At 67.6% G+C, this 18,707-nt stretch carries 17 protein-coding genes; 15 read left to right on the forward strand and 2 right to left on the reverse strand.

Going from position 1 to position 18,707, the window contains the following annotated elements; genetic code table 11:
• Window positions 1-51 precede the first annotated feature (51 nt).
• The 15 genes from gntA (at window position 52) to ACQP03_RS21395 (ending at window position 15,476) form a co-directional block, all read left to right on the forward strand.
• A complete protein-coding gene (gntA, locus tag ACQP03_RS21325) occupies window positions 52-756 on the forward strand; it encodes a guanitoxin biosynthesis heme-dependent pre-guanitoxin N-hydroxylase GntA (RefSeq protein WP_357124873.1) in 705 nt (234 codons plus the stop codon).
• On the forward strand, window positions 753-1,220 hold the full coding sequence (locus tag ACQP03_RS21330) for a GNAT family N-acetyltransferase (protein ID WP_357124870.1): 468 nt from the start codon (window positions 753-755) through the stop codon (window positions 1,218-1,220). The genes gntA and ACQP03_RS21330 overlap by 4 nt, the downstream gene beginning before the upstream one ends.
• 57 nt (window positions 1,221-1,277) lie before the next feature.
• Window positions 1,278-2,024, forward strand: coding sequence for an SDR family NAD(P)-dependent oxidoreductase (locus ACQP03_RS21335; protein ID WP_357124867.1), 747 nt, complete (start codon window positions 1,278-1,280; stop codon window positions 2,022-2,024).
• Entirely contained in the window at window positions 2,024-3,058 is a 1,035-nt protein-coding gene (locus ACQP03_RS21340; protein WP_357124864.1) for an amidinotransferase, read from the forward strand. The genes ACQP03_RS21335 and ACQP03_RS21340 overlap by 1 nt, the downstream gene beginning before the upstream one ends.
• 52 nt (window positions 3,059-3,110) lie before the next feature.
• A complete protein-coding gene (locus tag ACQP03_RS21345) occupies window positions 3,111-3,731 on the forward strand; it encodes a LysE family translocator (RefSeq protein ID WP_357124861.1) in 621 nt (206 codons plus the stop codon).
• Between the two features lie 43 nt (window positions 3,732-3,774).
• Window positions 3,775-4,485 carry an MOSC domain-containing protein gene (locus ACQP03_RS21350; protein WP_433458104.1) on the forward strand — a complete coding sequence of 237 codons (711 nt, stop codon included), beginning with the start codon at window positions 3,775-3,777 and terminating at the stop codon, window positions 4,483-4,485.
• A gap of 324 nt (window positions 4,486-4,809) precedes the next feature.
• Window positions 4,810-5,847, forward strand: a complete 1,038-nt coding sequence (locus ACQP03_RS21355; protein ID WP_363661125.1) for a hypothetical protein — start codon at window positions 4,810-4,812, stop codon at window positions 5,845-5,847.
• A gap of 217 nt (window positions 5,848-6,064) precedes the next feature.
• Window positions 6,065-6,766, forward strand: coding sequence for a 2OG-Fe dioxygenase family protein (locus tag ACQP03_RS21360; RefSeq protein WP_357124852.1), 702 nt, complete (start codon window positions 6,065-6,067; stop codon window positions 6,764-6,766).
• 23 nt (window positions 6,767-6,789) lie between these two features.
• Window positions 6,790-8,859 (forward strand): molybdopterin-containing oxidoreductase family protein, encoded by a 2,070-nt coding sequence (locus tag ACQP03_RS21365; protein WP_433458107.1) that lies wholly within the window; start codon window positions 6,790-6,792, stop codon window positions 8,857-8,859.
• Between the two features lie 36 nt (window positions 8,860-8,895).
• Window positions 8,896-9,948, forward strand: coding sequence for an iron-containing redox enzyme family protein (locus ACQP03_RS21370; RefSeq protein WP_357124844.1), 1,053 nt, complete (start codon window positions 8,896-8,898; stop codon window positions 9,946-9,948).
• Entirely contained in the window at window positions 9,945-10,847 is a 903-nt protein-coding gene (gene dapF / locus ACQP03_RS21375) for a diaminopimelate epimerase (RefSeq protein WP_357173954.1), read from the forward strand. The genes ACQP03_RS21370 and dapF overlap by 4 nt, the downstream gene beginning before the upstream one ends.
• A 200-nt stretch (window positions 10,848-11,047) precedes the next feature.
• Complete coding sequence (locus ACQP03_RS21380; RefSeq protein ID WP_363661128.1) at window positions 11,048-11,785, forward strand: enoyl-CoA hydratase/isomerase family protein; 738 nt, start codon at window positions 11,048-11,050, stop codon at window positions 11,783-11,785.
• A complete protein-coding gene (locus tag ACQP03_RS21385) occupies window positions 11,782-13,200 on the forward strand; it encodes an asparagine synthase C-terminal domain-containing protein (RefSeq protein ID WP_357124835.1) in 1,419 nt (472 codons plus the stop codon). The genes ACQP03_RS21380 and ACQP03_RS21385 overlap by 4 nt, the downstream gene beginning before the upstream one ends.
• A 14-nt stretch (window positions 13,201-13,214) precedes the next feature.
• Window positions 13,215-14,024: a TauD/TfdA dioxygenase family protein gene (locus tag ACQP03_RS21390; RefSeq protein WP_357124832.1), complete on the forward strand. Its 810-nt coding sequence runs from the start codon at window positions 13,215-13,217 to the stop codon at window positions 14,022-14,024.
• Window positions 14,025-14,033: 9 nt separating this feature from the next.
• Window positions 14,034-15,476: a class I adenylate-forming enzyme family protein gene (locus tag ACQP03_RS21395; protein WP_357124829.1), complete on the forward strand. Its 1,443-nt coding sequence runs from the start codon at window positions 14,034-14,036 to the stop codon at window positions 15,474-15,476.
• Between the two features lie 97 nt (window positions 15,477-15,573).
• Here ACQP03_RS21395 and argJ read toward each other — a convergent pair whose 3' ends face one another.
• Both argJ and ACQP03_RS21405 read right to left on the reverse strand, forming a co-directional pair.
• Window positions 15,574-16,716, reverse strand: a complete 1,143-nt coding sequence (gene argJ / locus ACQP03_RS21400) for a bifunctional glutamate N-acetyltransferase/amino-acid acetyltransferase ArgJ (RefSeq protein ID WP_357124826.1) — start codon at window positions 16,714-16,716, stop codon at window positions 15,574-15,576.
• 430 nt (window positions 16,717-17,146) lie between these two features.
• Window positions 17,147-18,538 (reverse strand): hypothetical protein, encoded by a 1,392-nt coding sequence (locus ACQP03_RS21405; RefSeq protein WP_357124823.1) that lies wholly within the window; start codon window positions 18,536-18,538, stop codon window positions 17,147-17,149.
• Between the last annotated feature and the right edge of the window lie 169 nt (window positions 18,539-18,707).

An 18,707-nucleotide genomic window follows, 5' to 3' on the forward strand; every position in this document is an offset into this window, starting at 1 on the left:
TCATGTTCGTGCCTATATCACGGTGGTGCAATCAAGTTACGGGGAATTTCAATGGCTCGACAGGATGAGTTTGCCCAGAAATCTAGGCCTCTGACATCAGCATTCGAGGATTGGATTGATGGTACCGCTTTCTCCTGCCTCGGAGCACGCGCGTCGTTACGTCAGAAGCAATTGTATTGCGTCGAACTGAAGTCGATGCTCGACGTCGACAGCACTCGGGAACTGCACCGGGAGATTGTCGGCTTCGTCGACCGGACCCGGCTGCACGAAACCAGGTTCAGCTCCTTCGCGGCGATCTTCGAGAATCCGCGGCGGCTGAGCGAGGCGGAGTTCGAGCAAACCCTCTGGACGCAGCTCGCCATGCTTCGCCAAGTGGATCGGGAGAAATACGCGTGGGCGCCGGGTGTCTCCAGTGACCCCCACGCCCTGGACTTCGCCTACAGCGTCGCCGGACATCCGTTCTTCGTGGTGGGTCTGCACTCCCAGGCGTCGAGGATCTCCCGTCGGTTCACGCACCCGGTACTCGTCTTCAACTCCCACAAGCAGTTCGACCAGTTGAAGCAGGATGGGCTCTACGCCTCGCTGCAGGACAAGATCCGGGCCCGCGAGCTGCGGCTTCAGGGGTCCATCAACCCGAACCTCGCGGACTTCGGGGAGCAGCCGGAGGCCCTCCAGTACTCAGGACAACCGCAGCCGGCGGAGTGGCGGTGCCCGATCTCGAGCGCCTCGGCGACGTTCGACGGGATGGCTCGGTGAAGACCGCCGTCAGTAAGGCTCGCCTCCTGTCGCTGCGACGAGCCCGCTGGGCGGACGCGGAGGCCCTGCACGACCTGTCCGCTCCGTTCGTCGCGCTCGGTCGGCTGCGCCATCGCGACGTCGGTGAGTTCGCCCGGCGGCACGCCGACTTCCTGGTCGTCGAGGACGACAGCCGGATTGTGGCCTGCGTCGGCGTCCAGCGTTTCGGGAGCGACTGGGTCCTGGACAACCTGTGCGTCCAGAGCAGCTTCCAGGGCCGCCGGACCGGGAGCCTCCTGCTCGACAGGATCCTCCAGGAGGCGGCCCGGTCATCGGCACGTGCACTGTACGCGGCGTCCAGCCCGGCCAACGCGTGGTTCCTCGGACACGGGTTCATTGAGGTCGGGCCCTCTGCCGGGCCTCGGCGCTGGGTGAGCCAACTGGATCCCACGCGCAATTCCGTCGTCTACCGCCGCCAGATCTGACGGTCGTCGACCTACGGGAAAGGGTACAGAACAGTGACAAACCTGCCTTCTGCGATAGTGACCGGCGCCTCGTCGGGATTCGGCCGGGCCACCGTCGAGCGACTGGTGAAGACCGGACGGCCGGTCGTGGCGCTGGCCCGTCGCACCGAACGACTCACCGAGCTCGCCGACCGCCTCGGCCACGACCTGGTGCATCCGCTGACCGTCGACGTACGGGACGGAGACGCCGTCGCCCAGGCTCTCGGCGACCTACCCGCACCGTTCTCCGATGTGGGCATCCTCGTCAACAACGCCGGTCTCTCGAAGGGCTTCGGCCCGATCCAGGACGCCGATCTGCGCCACTGGCGCGAGATGGTCGACACGAATGTGCTGGGACTCCTGCACTGCGTCCGCGCGGCCCTGCCCCTCATGCTGGCCGCCGGCCGCGGCCACGTGGTGAACATCGGCTCCATCGCCGCGGTGTACCCCTACCTCGGCGGGAACGTCTACGGCGGCACCAAGGCATTCGTCCACCAGCTCAGTCTCAACATGCGAACCGACCTGGAGGGTCGCGGCATCCGCGTCAGCTGCATCGCCCCCGGCATGGCCCGTACGGAGTTCGCGGTGACCCGGTTCGACGGGGATCAGGAGCGAGCAGACGCCCTGTACGACGGCACCGACCCGCTCACCCCGCAGGACATCGCCGAGGCGGTGGAGTGGTGCATCTCCCAGCCTCAGCGAGTCAACGTGAGCCTCATCGAGCTCATGCCCACGGACCAGCCATTCGGCCTCAGTTTCCGCCCGAGCCGAACCAAGGAGCAGTGATGACGCAACCCGTCTGGAGTGTCAACGACTGGGATCCGCTGGAGGAGGTCATTCTCGGCTCCGCGGCCGGCCTCACCCCGCCTCCGGTGGACGTTTCGCTGAAGCACTTCTTCGAGCCCCCGGCGGACGCCGGGGACGAGCGGATCGACGCCAGCACGCTGCAACGCGTGGTGGACGAGACCGAGGAGGACTTCGCCCAGCTCACCGAGACGCTGACGAGTGCCGGCGTACGGGTGCGCCGTCCGGACGCGAGCACCGTGGGCCGGAGCTACGCCACTCCGGAGTGGGATTCCGTCGCCATGCACGCGCTGATGCCGCGGGACTGCCTGCTGGTGATCGGCGACCGCATCATCGAGGCGCCGATGCCGATGCGTGCCCGCTACTTCGAGACCGCCCCGTTCCGGGGCCTGCTCCGGGAGTACTCCGATGCGGGCGCCTCCTGGTTCTCGGCACCGAAGCCCCTGCTGCCCGACGAGACCTACGTGTACGAACCTGGTGCCTCGGTCGTGGCGGAGCACGAGCCGTTGTTCGACGCCGCCAACATGCTCCGGTGCGGGACCGACATCTTCTTCAACGTGAGCAACACCGGCAACCGGCGGGGTGCGGCCTGGCTACGTCGGCAGCTGGGCTCGGACTTCCGGGTGCACGAGATCTCCATCTGCAGTGATCACGTCGGAACGACGTTGCACATCCTGCGGCCGGGGCTGCTGCTGGCCAACTCGGAACGCCTCACCGCGGATCGGATTCCCGCCCCCCTGCAGTCCTGGAAGACCATCTGGGTGGACACACCAGAGGACGACGGCTATGCCTTCGACTGGCCGCGCGCCTCAGTCTGGGTCGGCATGAACATTCTGGCCCTCGGCCCCGACACGGTCGTGGTGCCGGCCAACCAGACCCGGGTGATCAAGCAGCTGGAGAACGCCGGGATCACCGCGGTCCCCACCAGCTTCCGGCACGGTCGCACCTTCGGCGGCGGACTGCACTGCTGTTCGCTGGACGTACGCCGGCGCGGCGGACTCGAGACGTACCTGTGACTCCGTCGCGTTGGCGACGCTTTTCCTGAGCTCAGCAGAAAGGGCCAGCCGGTTGACGCTCACCATCCTTGCCTCGTTCGCTCTCAGTGCGTTCCTGCTGAACCTGAGCCCCGGGCCGTCGATCCTCTACGTGATGTCGCGCAGCGTCGTCAACGGACGGATCGCCGGAGTGTTCGCGGCCTTCGGGCTGGCTAGCGGGAGTGCGATGTGGGCGCTCCTGACGGCGATCGGCGCCTCCGCCCTGATCGCCTCGTCCGAGCTGGCCTTCACGATGCTGCGGATCGCCGGTGCGGCGTACCTGCTCTATCTGGGCATCTCGGGGCTCCGTGACCAGCCGTTCACGGTAAGAACCGAGAGACCGGCCAGGGTGTCCGGCTTGCGCAGCTACCTGCAGGGGTTCCTGGTGGAGGGCACGAATCCGAAGACGGTCACCTTCTTTCTCGCCCTGGTCCCGCAAATCATCGTCAGTCTCGACGATCCGGGCCTGCTGGTCCTGATCGGGTTCTGCTTGATCGTTCCGCTGACCGCCCTGCCCATCGATGTCACCGTCGGGGTCACCGGAGGCACCCTGGCCTCCAAGATCGCCAGACGTCCCCGGGTCGGGCGTGCGCTCAACTACCTGTCGAGCGCCGTCCTCATCGCTCTGGCCAGCCTGGTGCTGTTCGACCGATGACCGGCCCAGCCAACCGTCCGGGCCTCGCGCGAAGGAGTCTCTCGTGTCCGCTGTCGAGGCGACAGTCGAAGCACTCTACCGATATCCGTTCAAGTCCATGCAGGGCGAGACGGTCGATGACGTACGGCTGGACAGCCGCGGAGTTTCCGGCGACCGCGAGTGGGCCGCCACCTTCCCGGACGGGCGGGTGGGCAGCTGCAAGACCTGGAAGCACGTCCGTCGCCTCGACGGCCTGCTCGCCTACGCGGCGCGCACACGCCACGGTCGCGTCGAGGTTCACACGCCGAACGGCGCCGTGCTGGCTGCCGGCGACCCCGACCTCGACGCGGCGCTCACGGCGTTGGCCGGTGAGCCGGTGCGGGCCGCTCGGGAATCGGGCACACCTCACTTCGACATCGGCGCGGTCCACCTGATCTCACGCTCCTCCCTCACCGCGCTGGCGGCCGAGGTGCCGGAAGGAACCGTGGTCCCGGTGGCCCGTTTCCGGCCCAATATCGTCATCGACGGGGAGTGGGGGCCAAGATTCGAGGACGACTGGATCGGCCGCGAGGTGTCCATCGGGGAGACCACGAGACTCGAGATCACCGAGCAGACCGAGCGGTGCGTGACGGTCACGCTGCCGCAGCCGGGCGTGCCCCGCGACAAGGACGTCCTGCGGGTGCTGGCCGAACAGAGACAGACAAACTTCGGGGTGTACGCGACGGTCATCTGTGCGGGCCCGGTCCGGTTCGGCGACCGTGTCCGCGTGAGTTGAAGCGGTCTTCGCCCAAGACGCGGGCCTCCCGAACTGACACGGCCACCGGGATTCTGACGCCGGTGACAGCCGACGGACGCCGCGTCTGGCCCGCCGTCTCGTCGCGATCCACAGCGACGGGCACGGCACGCCATCGACGTCGACGCTCACATCAGTCTGCCGTGCGCCGCGAGAGAACCGGACGTGCCTACTCGACGATCACCGACGTCAGACGGACAAGGCCGGTAACGCACCTGCGCGGCCCGGCAGCTTTGATCGTGCTGCGCGCGACCCCAGCGGCGTGGATGTGCCCGGCTACCTGCCACCTGATCGAGGGGATTGCCGATGACCGTTAACGCCGTGTGGAGCAGTAACGACTGGGACCCGCTGGAGGAGGTCGTGCTGGGCACCGCCGTCGGCTTCACTCCCCCGCCCGTGGACCCCTCCCTGCGCCACTTCTTCGAACAACCGGTCGAGGCGGAACGCGAGAAGATCCCCAGCGCGTTGCTGGATCGAGTCATCGACGAAGCGGAGGAGGACTTTCACGATCTCACCGCGGTACTCGAGTCGCACGGTGTCGCCGTTCGACGCCCCGAACCCCTGGTGCCGGGACAGCATTATGCGTCGCCGGACTGGGCGTCCGTCGCGATGCATGCGCTCATGCCGCGAGACTGCCTGTCGGTCATCGGTGACATGCTGATCGAGGTCCCGATGCCGATGAGGTCCCGGTACTTTGAGGTCTTCCCGTACCGCGACCTGCTGCGCGGGTATTTCGATTCCGGAGCCCGATGGCTGTCGGCGCCCAAGCCGAGGCTGCCGGACTCCACGTACATCTACGAGTCGAATGCTTCGGTAGTTGCCGACGAGGAACCCTTGTTCGATGCCGCAAACCTCCTGAGATGCGGGTACGATATTTTCTTCAACGTCAGCAGCACCGGTAACCGGCGAGGTGCGAGTTGGCTTCAGCGAATCCTGGGGCCGGATTTCACGGTCCACGAGATGTCCATCTGCGCTGATCACGTCGACACGACACTGCACATACTTCGGCCGGGCCTACTGTTGGCCAATGCAGTTAAAATGACGCCCGAAATGATTCCGAGCCCGCTGCGGAGCTGGAAGACGCTGTGGGTCACCGATATCGAGGATGACGGTTTCGCCTTCGACTGGCCACGAGCTTCTCGCTGGGTCGGGATGAACCTCCTCGCGCTGGGCCCGGATCGCGTGCTTGTCCCGTCCAACCAGGTCTCTCTCATGCTTCAGCTGGAGCAGGCAGGCGTGGAGCCGGTGCCCGTGCGGTTCCGGCACGGCCGTTCCCTCGGGGGCGGACTGCATTGCTGCTCTCTCGACATCCGACGCCGGGGAGAGTTGACCAGGTACTTCTGATCGAGTCGGTGGCGGTCCTCGATGCTGGCGGCATCGAGGGTTTCGGGGTGCCCATTTTCCGTTGCAATTTTCGGTGAGCAAAGTCTTGCACGGACGGGCTTGACGCTCAGGAGAACCACTGGATAGTATTCACACCGATCAATATAAATACCCAGGCCACAGAGAAATAGCTCGGCGACGGCTCGGCCACGACTGCCCAACAGAACGGAAGACTCGAATGTCAAGACTCATCGACGGGTATGCCATCATCGATCTGCCTCCGGTCTCGCAGGAGGTGTTGAACAGCTACGACAATGTCCCGCTCGACGTCTACATGGGAAACAAGACGCGCTACAAGCGCTTCTCGCAGTACAAGATTGACTACATCTCCGACGCCTGGTCGTTCGAGCTGCTTCCGCACCGCCCCTACGGCCAGTCCCGCGAATACAACACGGTCGCGGGCGGCATCATGCGCGAGTACGAGCCATTGCAGGCCGACTTCCTCCCCTACCTGCACGCGGTCGCCGCCAACCTGCCACTGGACCGCTCCGAGAGCTGGCAGGTGAACGTTCACCAGAACCGCAGCCGCGCCACGGAAGCGAAACCAGGGCTGGTCACCCCGGAGGGCGTCCATAAGGACGGGCATGAGTACGTCGCGATTCTGGTCTTCAACAGGCACAACGTGACCGGGGGTGAGATGCGGCTGTGGAAGGGCCTCGACTCCTCCGAGCCGTTCTGGCGTGGCACCGTCCAGCCTGGTCATGCTGCGCTGCTCGATGACCGCGCCGTCGCACACGACGTCACAGACTTGCACCCGGATGCCTCCGGCGAGGAGGGGCACCGCGACATCGTCATCGCCGCGTTCTCGCGCTGGTCGGAGCGTTGGTACGGCGAGGAGCACGACCAGGCGGTGCTCAACAGCAAACCCTCGGCGCAATGAAGGCATCGGGTAGACGTGTCACTGTGGTCGACCGTGAGGTCGCGGGCGGATGCCCGTTGGACTGCCCGGATGCCTGCAGCTGGATAGTGGGCGTCCGCGACGGTGCGGCCGTCACGTTGCGCGGTCGCCCCGAGCACCCCTTCACCCACGGCACTCTCTGCGTGAAGGTCAACCAGTACCTCGACCACGCGGCGTCGCCCGACCGCCTCCGTCATGCGCTGCGTCGCACCGGCCCGAAGGGCACCGGCAGGTTCACGAGGATCAGCCTCGACGCGGCGTTCGACGAGATCGCCGAACAGTTCGACCGGGTTCGTCGCCAGTACGGCGGCGAGTCGATCTGGCCGTATCAGGGAACGGGCAACCTGGGGTTCCTCCAGGGGCTCCAGGGCCAGGCCGGCGCACGGCTGTGGAACGTGCTCGGCGCCTCCGAGCACGACATGACGATCTGCTCGGTGGCGGGGCTGGTCGGCGCGGACCTTGCCACCGGGACCCACCGGGGCATCGATCCGGAGTCGCTGGCCCACTCGCGGTTGATCTTGCTGTGGGGCGTCAACACTCTCACCACAAGCCATCACCAGTGGCGGTTCATCAACAAGGCACGCGAGCAGGGCGCGCACGTCGTCGCGATCGACCCAGTGGCCACAAGGACCGCTCAGCAGGCCGACGAGCACCTGGCGCCGCGGCCCGGTACCGACGCAGCCCTCGCGCTGGGCTTGCTCAACGTGGTGGTCGCCGCCGGCGGGGCGGACCATGCCTACCTGGCCGACCACACAGTGGGGTGGCCCGAGTTCCGCGCCCGCATCGAGCAGTTCCCTCCGGAACGGGTCGCGGAGTTGACCGGCGTCTCCCGCGCGCAGATCGAGCATCTGGGGGAACGGATCGCCGCCACGAGGCCCACCGGCATCCGCGCCGGCAGCGGGATGCAGCGCCACGCGGGCGGCGGCGCGGCCGTTCGCCTGCTCGCCTGCCTGCCGGGCGTCACCGGTGACTGGGGCAGGCTGGGCGGTGGCCTCACCTACTCGACCGACGGGTACTTCGGCGGCAACCGGCAGGCACTCCTGTGCAGCGACCTGCGTGCGGCGCCGGTGCGACGGCTCTCCATGACCCGCCTCGGCCAGAACCTCCTCGACCTGACCCCGCCGGTCAAGGCGCTGTTCGTGTACGGGGCCAACCCGGTGGTCAGCAACCCGGATCAGCAACGCGTTCGCCAGGCGCTCGCCCGCGAAGACCTGTTCACGGTCGTCGTCGACCACTTCCAGACCGACACCGCCGACTACGCCGACATCGTGCTGCCCGCGACCATGCAGACCGAGCACCTCGATGTTCTCGACGGCTACGGCCACATGTACATCGCGTGGAACGAGCCGGCGACGGCCCCTCCGGGTGATTGCCTCTCCACCACGGAGATCTTCCGCCGAATCGCCCGGCACATGGGGTTGTCCGAGCCGAGACTCTACGATTCGGACGAAGAGATGGCGGCTCAGTTGCTGGCCACGGACCATCCATCGCTGGCCGGTATCGATGTTGAGTCCCTGCGCCGAGACGGGTGGGCGAGACTGAGTTATCCGGCCGAATTCGTGCCGTTCGCCGACGGCTTCCCGACACCGTCCGGCAAGCTGGAATTCCGGTCCGAGCGAGCCCTGGAAGCCGGGTTCGAGGCAGTGGCGGGATACACCCCGCCACGCGAGTCGACCGACCCGGAACTGGCCGCGCGGTACCCGCTCTCGCTGATCGCCGGCGCCTCGCACTTCTTCCTCAACTCGGTCTTCGCCAACAAGCCGGAACTACGGCGCCGGGCTGGTCCGCCCCGGGTCGAGCTGCACCCGGACGACATGGCCGCCCGTGGGCTCCACGACGGCACACCGGTCGCCGTCTTCAACGACCGCGGTTCATTCGTCTCCACCGCGTACGCCTCCGAGCACGTCCGCAGCGGAGTCGTCGGGACCACGAAGGGCCATTGGATGAAGCTCACCGGCGGCCCGACCGTCAACGCGACGGTGAACGAGCGGGACGCCGACATGGGCGGCGGTGCAGTGTTCCACGACAACCGCGTCGAGGTCGAAAAATGGCAACCCTCCGCGGCGCGGGACTGACATCAGATGACACATCATTTCCATGGGGGTACAACCGTGCAACAAACAGCTTCCGTTCAAGGTGCAGCGTCTGTCGTCGACGACATCTCCAATTGGCTGTCTATATCGGCGGATCAACTTGACCGCGCGGTGCACGGTGCGCTGCGAGAACAGGTTCTCGATCGGGTGAGAGAGCTGAACGACCGCGCTACCGCAGGTGACCCGGACGCATTTCTGCAGCAGCAACAGATCCTCGCCCGAATCTACGATCTCGGGTTGCGGATCGCTCCGGGTAGACCGAGCGCCGAGGGATCGGTCGTGATTCACGAGATCGCCCGCCTGGTGGAGTCCGCCACCGGCGCGGCGGAGGACGCCCGCATCCAAGCCGGCCTACTGGACGGCATGCCGAGCGAACCGGCCGCCTACGTCTCCTGGTTGAAGGCGCTGGCCAAGCAGCACCGGGTGTACAAGCATCCCTACTACACCGATTTCATCAGCAACCACGCAGACTCCGAGGACCTGCGTCTGTACATGATCCAGGAGTCGGTCATCGACGCGAGGTTCGACGACCTGCTCGCCCTCATGCAGGTCGGTACCGACGGTCCCGCCAAAATGGAGATCGCGGCGAACTACTGGGACGAGATGGGCAACGGCCGGCCGGAGGAGGTGCACACCACGCTCTTTCGAAGGATCTTCGAGGTCTTCGACGTGCGGGAGGATGAGGTCGCCGACCGGCTCACGGGCACGGCGCTGCTGTCCGGGAACCTCGCAGTGATGTTGTCGCGCTATCGGTACCGGTACGCCGAGGCGGTCGGCTACCTGGGGATGACCGAGTGGCTGGTGCCGGACCGGTTCGTGTGCGTCGTGCGCGCATGGGAGCGGCTGGGGCTGCCAGAGGTCGGGATCACCTACCACAGACTGCACATCACGGTCGACTCCCAGCACGCAGCCGGGTGGTTCCATAACGTGGTGAAGCCGGCGGCGACCTCCGAGGCTATGCGCATTGGCATCGCCCGCGGGACACTGTGGCGACTCAACTCGTCCGCGCGCTACCTTGACGAGCGGCTCGCCGAGACCGCCCCGCGGTGGGCTGACGGCAGCCGCAGGTGACCTCGCCCCGAGGGGCCGGCCTTCCGCGCTTCGCGAAATACCAAGCGTTGGGCAACGACTACCTGGTCGTGGATCCGGAGGACGGGCTGCCCGCCGCACCGGCGACGGCGGTCGCGATGTGCGACCGGCACTTCGGGGTCGGCGCGGACGGAATTGTCTTCCGGGGACCGCCCGCGGGCGCGGGCCAGCCCATGCCGGTCCGGTTGTTCAACCCGGACGGGAGCCCGTGCGAGCGGAGCGCGAACGGGTTGCGCATTCTCGCCCTGCACCTGTCCCGAGACGGCGGCGCGGAGTTCGTGCTGGACACGGGGTTCGGCCACACCAGCGTCCGGGTACTGGACCGGCTCGCAGGGCTGGTGTCGATCGACCTGGGTCGTCCGGACTTCGACGCGGACATCGTCGGCCTGGTCGGGGGTTCCGGCCCGGTCGTCGACCACCCGCTGCCCGTCGCGGGGCGGACCCTTCGGGTGACCTGCGTCCACAACGGAAACCCGCACGCGGTCGTCGTCCTGCCGGCAGCCGATGAGACGGCCGCGCGGGAGCTGGGGCCGCTGATCGGCCGGCACTCTGCGTTCCGCACCCGGGTCAATGTGGAGTTCGCGGTGGTGCGCGATCGGCGGTCGCTGGAGGTCGTGGTGTGGGAACGCGGTGCCGGGCCGGTGCTCGCGTCCGGGAGCGGGGCCTGCGCCGCGGCAACTGCGGTGCGGCGTCTCGGTTTGGTGGGCGACGAGGTCGACGTCCGGATGCGCGGTGGTGCCGTCACCGTGTCCGTCGACGCCGGCGGCGCGGTCCGACTGACCGGACCGGTCGAGGAGGTCGCCACCGGGCGGGTCTCCGCCGGCCTCGCCACTCGAGCGGGTCGACCGACCCGGCCGGCCCCGACCTCAAGCTTCTCCTGACGGAGGAGGAGCTGCGGCGGCGTGGCGGGCGCGCAGAAGGCACCGATCGGATGTGCCCGACAGGAGGCGAAAGAGGTGCCGCAGGACCCAGGACGCACTGGAACGGCCCACCAAATGCACATCTTTCACCCCGATAACTATGGAGGACCAGCTTGATGAACAACGCTGTCCACACACAGCCCCGCGACACCTTCACCGTGGTGACCAAGAACGGCGTCGCGCAGGTTACGTTCGAGGGCTCGCATCACTCGAACGCGATGAGCAACGGCCGGATGCGCGCACTCACCGGGATCCTCCGCGAGGTCGAGGCCGACGACGCGGTGGCCGCCGTGGTGCTGCACGGCGGCGAGGGCAATTCCTTCGCCGTGGGCGGCGATTTTCACGAGGTCAGCCACTTCTCGGGCGGTGACGAGGTGGACGAGTGGATCGACAACATCACCGAGCTGTACGTCGCCAGCCTCGAAGTCACCAAACCCACCGTGGCTGCCGTCGAGGGTTACGCCATCGGGATCGGCCTGCAACTCCTGCTCACCTGTGACTACCGCGTCGGTGCGGAATCGTCGATCCTGCGGATGCCCGAGTTCAAGGTGGGTATCGCATGCAATTTCGGCGCGTTCATGCTGGAACGCTCGGCCGGGCGTTCGGTGATGCAGCACATGCTCCTGTCGTGTGACGAATGGTCCGCCGAGTCCTCCCTGCGGGACGGCCTACTGCACGAAGCGGTGCCCGCAGCGGACGTGCTGCCGACCGCGCTGGCCCGCGCGGCGGCTTTCGCCGACTACAACCCGGCGGCCGTGCGCAACACGAAGCCGCAGATGAACCACGACTACATCCAAGGCTTGCACGTCCTGCGGGACAACGCGAAGAGATCACACCGGGCAGGATTCGCCTCGGGGCGGCCGCAGCGGGAGATGCGCCGGATCGTGGGCCAGGCATGAGCGGCGGTTGGGTGGTCGTCGCCAACCGGCGCCTGACCGGACTTGAGCCGATGGGCGCGTGCGTCGAGGTCGGTGATCTGTTCGTCTACCACCGTGGCCTCGTGGCAGGGCTGCCCACGACCGCGCCGTTCGATGTCGACGTCCGTACGCTGACGGCGACGCCCGCGCTCGGGGAGCTGCCCACGCAACCGGCGCAGCGCACCGTGCTGCAGGTGGGCGAGGACGCCGTGACCGCGTTCACCTCGGTGTTCAACGAGGACGCCATCTACGTCGCCGAGGACCCCGCGACCGATGGCTTCGCCTTCTTCACCGACCTGCTGCTCGCCGCGGCTATTCTGCCCGCGTGGGGCCTCGCCGCCCGGGTGCGCTCGGGTCCGGTGAGCACCGATGCGGAAGCCACGCTCGTCGACGGGATACGACGGTTGGACCACTCGGTCCGGCAACGCCGCGCCCGGACCGCTTCGGGCTGGCTGACCAGCACCGCCCCGCCGGCCGAGGACTTCCTCGAGCAGTTCCGCAGGCCGTTTCGGGACGATCCGCTGGCTGCCGGGCAGGCGCAACTGGCCGAGCTGGATGCGGTGATCGCCGGCATCGCCGCCGTCCGCCCCGAGGCCACGTACGCGTCACTGCTCTCCGGCGGGATCGACTCGGGCACCGTGACCTACCTGGCCGCGGCGCGGAACCTCGACGTGCGGCCGTACAGTGTCGGAACGCCCTGGGGAGACGAGTTTTCCGACGCCGCGGAGCTGTGCGAGGTCGCTGGCCTCAAGTTGCATTCGCTGCTGCTCGACGAGGACAGCATCATCCGTGCCGTCCCCGCCGCCGTCCGCTGGCTCGGCGTGACCACGCCGGAGGTGGTCGAGGTCGCGCTCACGGCCACGGCGTTCTACCAGTCCGGCGTGGTCGAACCGGGTCGCGTGCTGCTCACCGGGTACGGCAGCGACCTCATCAATGCCGGGCTCTTCACCCCGTTCGAGCACCCGGACGAGCTGATCGACCAGGGCATCGCGGCGGTCGCGCGCACCCGCACCAGCGGTGAGCTGGCCAACCGGATGGCGCTGGCGTACGGCGTCGAGACGTTCCACCCGTTCTGGACACTCCCGGTGATGCGCACCGCGCTGGAGACCACGCCCGCGTGCAAGGTCCACGACGGCCGGGAGAAGTTCCATCTGCGGACCGCGATGGCCGCCCATGTCACCCCCGCTATCGCGTGGCGCCGCAAGATCGCCGTACACCACGGCGGGAACCTGCAGGAGGGGGTGCGGCGGCGGCTCGCTGCGGACTCCGGGCAGAGCGACCCTTCCCGCGTCTACCAAGCATGCTTCGCCGACCTCCTGGCACTGGCCGGTCAAGGACACCTCGACGACTGGAACGCCGACGAGGTCTACGCACGCGCGCTCGCCACAATCCGATGAACGAGGAGATGACGATGACCGAGAACACACTGACCGAATCAGGTTTCGGCACGGTGTTGACGTCGCCGCCCGGGGAGACCGTCGAGGAGATGGCCCGGCGGTCCCGGGAGGCGGCGCTGACCAGCGGGGTCGCGCTGACGCGCGGCCTGGACTTCACCGAGGATGCCTTCCAGCGGCTCGTCCACCACCTCGGCCAAACTGTGGATCACAAGTTCGGCGAGGGCCAGGCCGATCTGTTGATGCTCAACGCCTCACGGGACGCAGGGAAGGTGGTCACCGGCCGCGGCCCCCTCCCGCTGCACACCGACGGACTGTTGGTCGGCGAACAGGTCGACCTGATCGTCCTGTACGCCAAGGACTTCGCCGACGAGCCCGGTTCCGGTGAGACCACGGTGTGCGATCAGCTCACCGCGTGGCGTGAGATCCCGCCGCACCTCGGCAAGGTTCTTGCCGACGGCCGGCTCGAATACCTCGTCGAGGAACGCGGCTACTTCCCGCAGGTACCCGCCGACTGGTACGAGATCCCGACCACCCGCGACTACGGCCGCGTGCGCTCGCTGAACCTGGCACTCGGATTCCCGCCGGATGTGCCGCAGGGTTGGCAGGTGCGCGTCGCCGACGTGAGTGCCGACGACTCTGCCGCATTCTTCGCGGAGCTGTCGGCGCACCTGCATTCGCCGCGCTACCTCTATCAGCATCGTTGGCAGACCGGTGACCTGCTGGTGATCGACAACCAGCGGACGCTGCACGGCCGCACCGCGATCGGGTCCGACGGGGTGCGTCTGCTCTATCGCGGCCAGGTCACCCTGCCGACGGCCGCGTGAGGAGAGACGATGCTACTGACCGAGTTCCGTTCCGTGGTGGCCCGCAGAGCCGACGCCCTCGCGGTGGTGGTGCCCGACGGCGAGCGCCTGACCTACGGCGAGCTGTCGCTGCGGGTCGACCGTGCCCTCGGCTGGCTGCGGGCCCGGGGCATCGGCGAGGGCCAGGTGGTGGCGACCTGGCTGGACAACGGAACTGATTACGTGGCACTGGTGCTCGCCCTGGCGGGCAGCGGTGCTATCCACGTGCCGATCAGCAGGTCGGCGGCGCCGGAGCACATCGCCTGGCTGGTCGAGCAGACGAAGCCGGCACTCGTCGTCGGCGCGGAGCCGCTGCCGGACGTCGTCGTCGAGCAGGTGACGACCGCAGAGCTGGCGACCGGCTCAGAGCTGGTCGGCGCGCGGCCGTTCAAGGCGTACGAGGGCGCGTTCCGGCTGCTGGAGACGTCCGGCTCCACGGGAAAGCCCCGGCTCGTGACCTGGCGTCAGGATGACCTGCTCCACGACCGGCGACAGTGGATCGCCTACACCGCGACGACCGCCGCGGACGTGCTGTTCAACCGCCACACCCTGGACGTCGCACACGGCTGCGACGTTCATCTGTTCCCGGCGCTGCTCTCGGGAGCCCTCCTGGTGCTGGCCGATCCGTCTGCCGCGCCCGACCAGTTGCTGCGGTGGCTGGAGGAGACCGGCGCCACCGTGTGCAGCGCGCTGCCGAGGCACTACGAGTTGCTGACGCAGGCCGCACGCGGCCGGTCCGTCGACCTTTCCGCGTTGCGGATGCCGCTCTGCGGCGGTGCGTACCTGAGCGGCCAGGTCGTCGCCGACGCGGCCGCGGTGCTCGGTATTCACATTCGACGCATCTACGGCTCGACCGAGTTCGGCATCATGCTGGGGAACATGGACGATGTCGTGCAGGACACCCGCGGCATGACCCCGGTCACCGGTGTGGAGATCAGGCTCGCTCCCCTCGACGAGGCTTGGCCTTCGATCGGTGAGGTGCTGGCCCGCTCGACGTACACGAGCGTCGGTTACTTCGGTGACCCGGGGGCGACCTCCGCCACGTTCCGTGACGGCTGGTACCACACGGGGGATGTCGCCGAGTTCGACGGCGAGTACCGAATCCTCGGCCGTGTCGCCGACCTGCTCGGCGGCTCGGCCGGTCCGGTGTTCAGCCCGGGCGTCGAGGCCGCGCTGACGGCCGCGTGCCCGATCACCGAGGCGGCCGTACTGGCACCGCTGCCCGGGGAGACCGAGCGTGGGGCGCTCGTGGTGGCGACCCCCGTGGCCGGGGTCGAGGACGAGCGCGTACGCGCAGCGATCCGTGCCGTGCTCGAGGACCTGGGTGTGCGTGCGGAGATCGTGCTCGCCGCCACCATCCCCCATACCGCCGTCGGAAAGGTGGACAAGCCCGCCCTGCGCAAGGGGCGGACGTCGAACGTGCGCCACCGCTGACCGATGCGTTCCGGCAGGTGTGGGCTCGCGAACTCACTGCTCGCCCGGCAGGGCGGGGACGTCGCCGAGATGTTGGCGGCCAGGATCCGTGGCCTGATCAGGTCGTGTAGTCGGCGTTGATGCGGATGTAGCCGTCGGTGAGATCGCAGCCGTAGACGGTGAACGAGCCGGCGGCGATCCCGAGGTCGATGTCAATCACGACTTCCTTGCCGCGCATGTACTCCGCGGCCCGGTCCAACAGGTCGTCGGCGGAGCTTTCGGGGAACATCAGCAGATCGCCGAAACGGATCGCCACCCGGTCGGGGTCGATGTCAGTCTCGTCCTCCAGCTTGCCGATCGCCATAGCGACCCGGCCCCAGTTCGGATCGGCGCCGTGCACGGCGGTCTTGACCAGCGGCGAGTTCACGACGCTCTTGCCGACCAGCTTCGCCTGCGCGTCGTCGCGGGCACCACTCACCCGGACCTCGATGAGCTTGCTCGCGCCCTCGCCGTCGGAGGCAATGTCTCTGACCAGGTGCAGGGCCGCCCGGTGCAGCGTCTGCTCGAACTCTCCGAGGTCGGTCGGGCCGGCAACCCCGTTCGCGAAGACCGCGGCGGTGTCACTGGTCGAGGTGTCGGTGTCGATGCTGAGCGCATTGAATGTGCGGTCGACCACCCGGCGGAAGATCGCGTCGAGGTCCTCCCTGCCGACCTGCGCATCGGTGAAGAAGAACGTCAGCAGCGTCGCCATGTTCGGCTCGATCATGCCGACGCCTTTGGCGATGCCGACGATCACGGCGTCACCACAGCGCAGCCGGACCACCTTGTGGCGCGTGTCCGTCGTCATGATCGCGCGCGCGCTGGCGTCGAAGTCGGCGGCGGGGAGCGGCCACGACAACTCGTCGAGCCCTCGCCGGATCTGCGTCATCGGATAGGGCCGCCCGATCACTCCGGTCGAGCCGATCAAGAGCTCGCCGGCGGGGATCCCGGCGGCCTCGGCGACCCTGAGCTGAATCTCGGCGGCGTTCTCGGCGCCGACCTTCCCGGTCGCGACGTTGGCATTGCGGGAGAGCACCACCATGCCCCGGAAGCTCCCGGCCGCCGCGGACTGCCGACTGAGCTCGACGCTGGGCCCGGCGAACCGCGAGCGCGTGAACACCGCCGCCGATGTCGCGGGGACCTCGGACACGATGACCGTAAAATCGTCACCGACGTCTTTGAGGCCCAGGTTCCTCGTGACGCCACGGAAACCCTTTGGCACAAGAGGAGCCTGTGGCCCGAGAAAATCTTGCGATTCAGCTGTCGACGACATCCGCTCACCAGTCTCATCCGTTGCCGGCATTGTCCCACAGTCGCGTCCGGCCGCCCATCGCGGCGAACCTCGCCGGTACGCCGCCGTCGCCCTGGCCAACGCTCACCGCTACGACAGCACCGCCACCCTCGCCCGGCAGAGCTCCCCGGTCTCGACCAGCCGAGCAGCCGACCACGCATATCGAGCGGCATCACCTACCGGGTCGAGTTGAACTCACCCGTGTCGGGCGACGAATTTAGCATGCTGGTGGGTCGTGTCGACGATGTCGGGGAGATGCCGCGGGCGATTCGAGCCGGGCCACGGTACGAAGAAGCTGACTCGCCTTTCCCCACGTCGCGCTCGGGCGACGTGGGGAAAGGGTCCGATCACCCAGGTGGGATCAGGTGGTGGGGCGGCACAGCGAGTTCTGGTTGGCACTACAGTCGGTCAGCTGCAAGGTGTCCACGTGCATGGTCAGGGTCGACGGTTGCGAACCACCGGCCGGTGCCACCACGGAGATCTGCACGCTGGCCGCGTTCGCCGGCGCGACCGCCTCGTGGGACCACTCCCACCAGTTCGACGTCAGGCCGAACGAGTTGCCGGGCGACGTGGACAGTAGCGTGCCCGCCGAGTTGTACCACCGCATCCGCAGCGCGGCCGTCCCGGAGTCGGCGCGTAGCCGGACGAAGAACTTGTAGTTGTGCCCGGCTGTCACCGACGGCCTACGGCTCACGATGACCGACTTCTCGGCTGACTGCGGCGAGCTGACGAACTGCAACGAGCGACGGTTGTCGAAGTAGCGGGCGGAGATGCCGGCATACGAGCCCTGCGGTGTCACCGAGATGGCTGCCCCCGATCCGGAGGTGGTGAACCCGGTGGGGTTCGAGGTGCCCGGCGCCTGCGCCTCGATGGTCCGTTCCTGCGCGGTCAGCAGGTCATTGTTGGCACCGACGTCGCAGCACACCGGCGAGGTGAGCAGCGGGTGAACCGCTGCGTTGTTCGTCGTCGTCGACGGATAGTTGTCCACATAGAACCGCGCGCTGGTCTCGCTCGGGTCGTAGTTCTGGCGGTAGCCCAGGTCGAAGGCCCACCAGTCGCCAGCGCACATCATGATGTCGGGGCAGTACTGCTCGGCCTGCCAGTTTCCGTTGGAGTCCTGCCACACGTGCTCGCTCATGTAGGCGTGACCGGCACCGAGCAGGTGCGCCATCTCGTGCCCGACGACCCCACTGTCCCATGCCTCAACGATGGAGACGCAGCCGCTACCGCCACTGCTCGGACACCAGTGCGCCGACGCGGACGGCGCGGGGAACTCCGTCAGGACCACATACCAGCGGTTGCTGTCGTCGTACCCCTTGGCCGAAAGCTCGTTCGCGATCGACCAGAAGTCGGTGTTCGTGGTGTCGATCTTCACCGGCGTCACCAGCGCCTGCGCGTACTGGTTGTACGTGCTGGTGGTGGTCGACCGGCAGCTCACCTTCACGTGCTGGTCGTAGTTGCTGGCCTGGTCGAGCAGCCAGTCAACGCGATCCACGACGCGGGCGGCGTGCTCGACGTTCGTCGCGTACTGGTTCCCGGTGGAGTTGTTCCACGCATAGATCACCTGCACCGCCGCCGGGCTGCTGGCCGGCGGATTCGTCGGGTCGGTGGCGGTCGTGTCGCATCCCGCTCTGGGCAGGCTGGCGTTGTTCGGCTGCGCGTAGGGCAGGGTCGGCTCGCTGCCGAGGTTGGCGGCATAGACCGGTTGCCCGGACGACACCATCACCAACACCGTCACGAGCAGGGAGGCCAACCCCAGACGGTGACCGCGGCCAGACCAGCGTCCTTTGCCGAGCATGTAAATCCTCCCTTGCCTAGGTCTTTGTCATGGCGTGTCGTCGGGCGTCGGCCTGCCAGTCGCAGCAGACCGATCGGCCATATTGGTCGCCAGGTCTTGTATCGACACACTTCGTCGTGACCAA

Source organism: Micromonospora sp. CA-248212, assembly GCF_050948405.1.
GTDB lineage: Bacteria > Actinomycetota > Actinomycetes > Mycobacteriales > Micromonosporaceae > Micromonospora.

Coding starts and splice junctions, on each gene's coding strand:
- ACQP03_RS21390 (WP_357124832.1), top strand. CDS start 13,215: ATGACCGAGAACACACTGACCGAATCAGGTTTCGGCACGGTGTTGACG.
- ACQP03_RS21360 (WP_357124852.1), top strand. CDS start 6,065: ATGTCAAGACTCATCGACGGGTATGCCATCATCGATCTGCCTCCGGTC.
- gntA (WP_357124873.1), top strand. CDS start 52: ATGGCTCGACAGGATGAGTTTGCCCAGAAATCTAGGCCTCTGACATCA.
- ACQP03_RS21355 (WP_363661125.1), top strand. CDS start 4,810: ATGACCGTTAACGCCGTGTGGAGCAGTAACGACTGGGACCCGCTGGAG.
- ACQP03_RS21385 (WP_357124835.1), top strand. CDS start 11,782: ATGAGCGGCGGTTGGGTGGTCGTCGCCAACCGGCGCCTGACCGGACTT.
- ACQP03_RS21340 (WP_357124864.1), top strand. CDS start 2,024: ATGACGCAACCCGTCTGGAGTGTCAACGACTGGGATCCGCTGGAGGAG.
- ACQP03_RS21395 (WP_357124829.1), top strand. CDS start 14,034: ATGCTACTGACCGAGTTCCGTTCCGTGGTGGCCCGCAGAGCCGACGCC.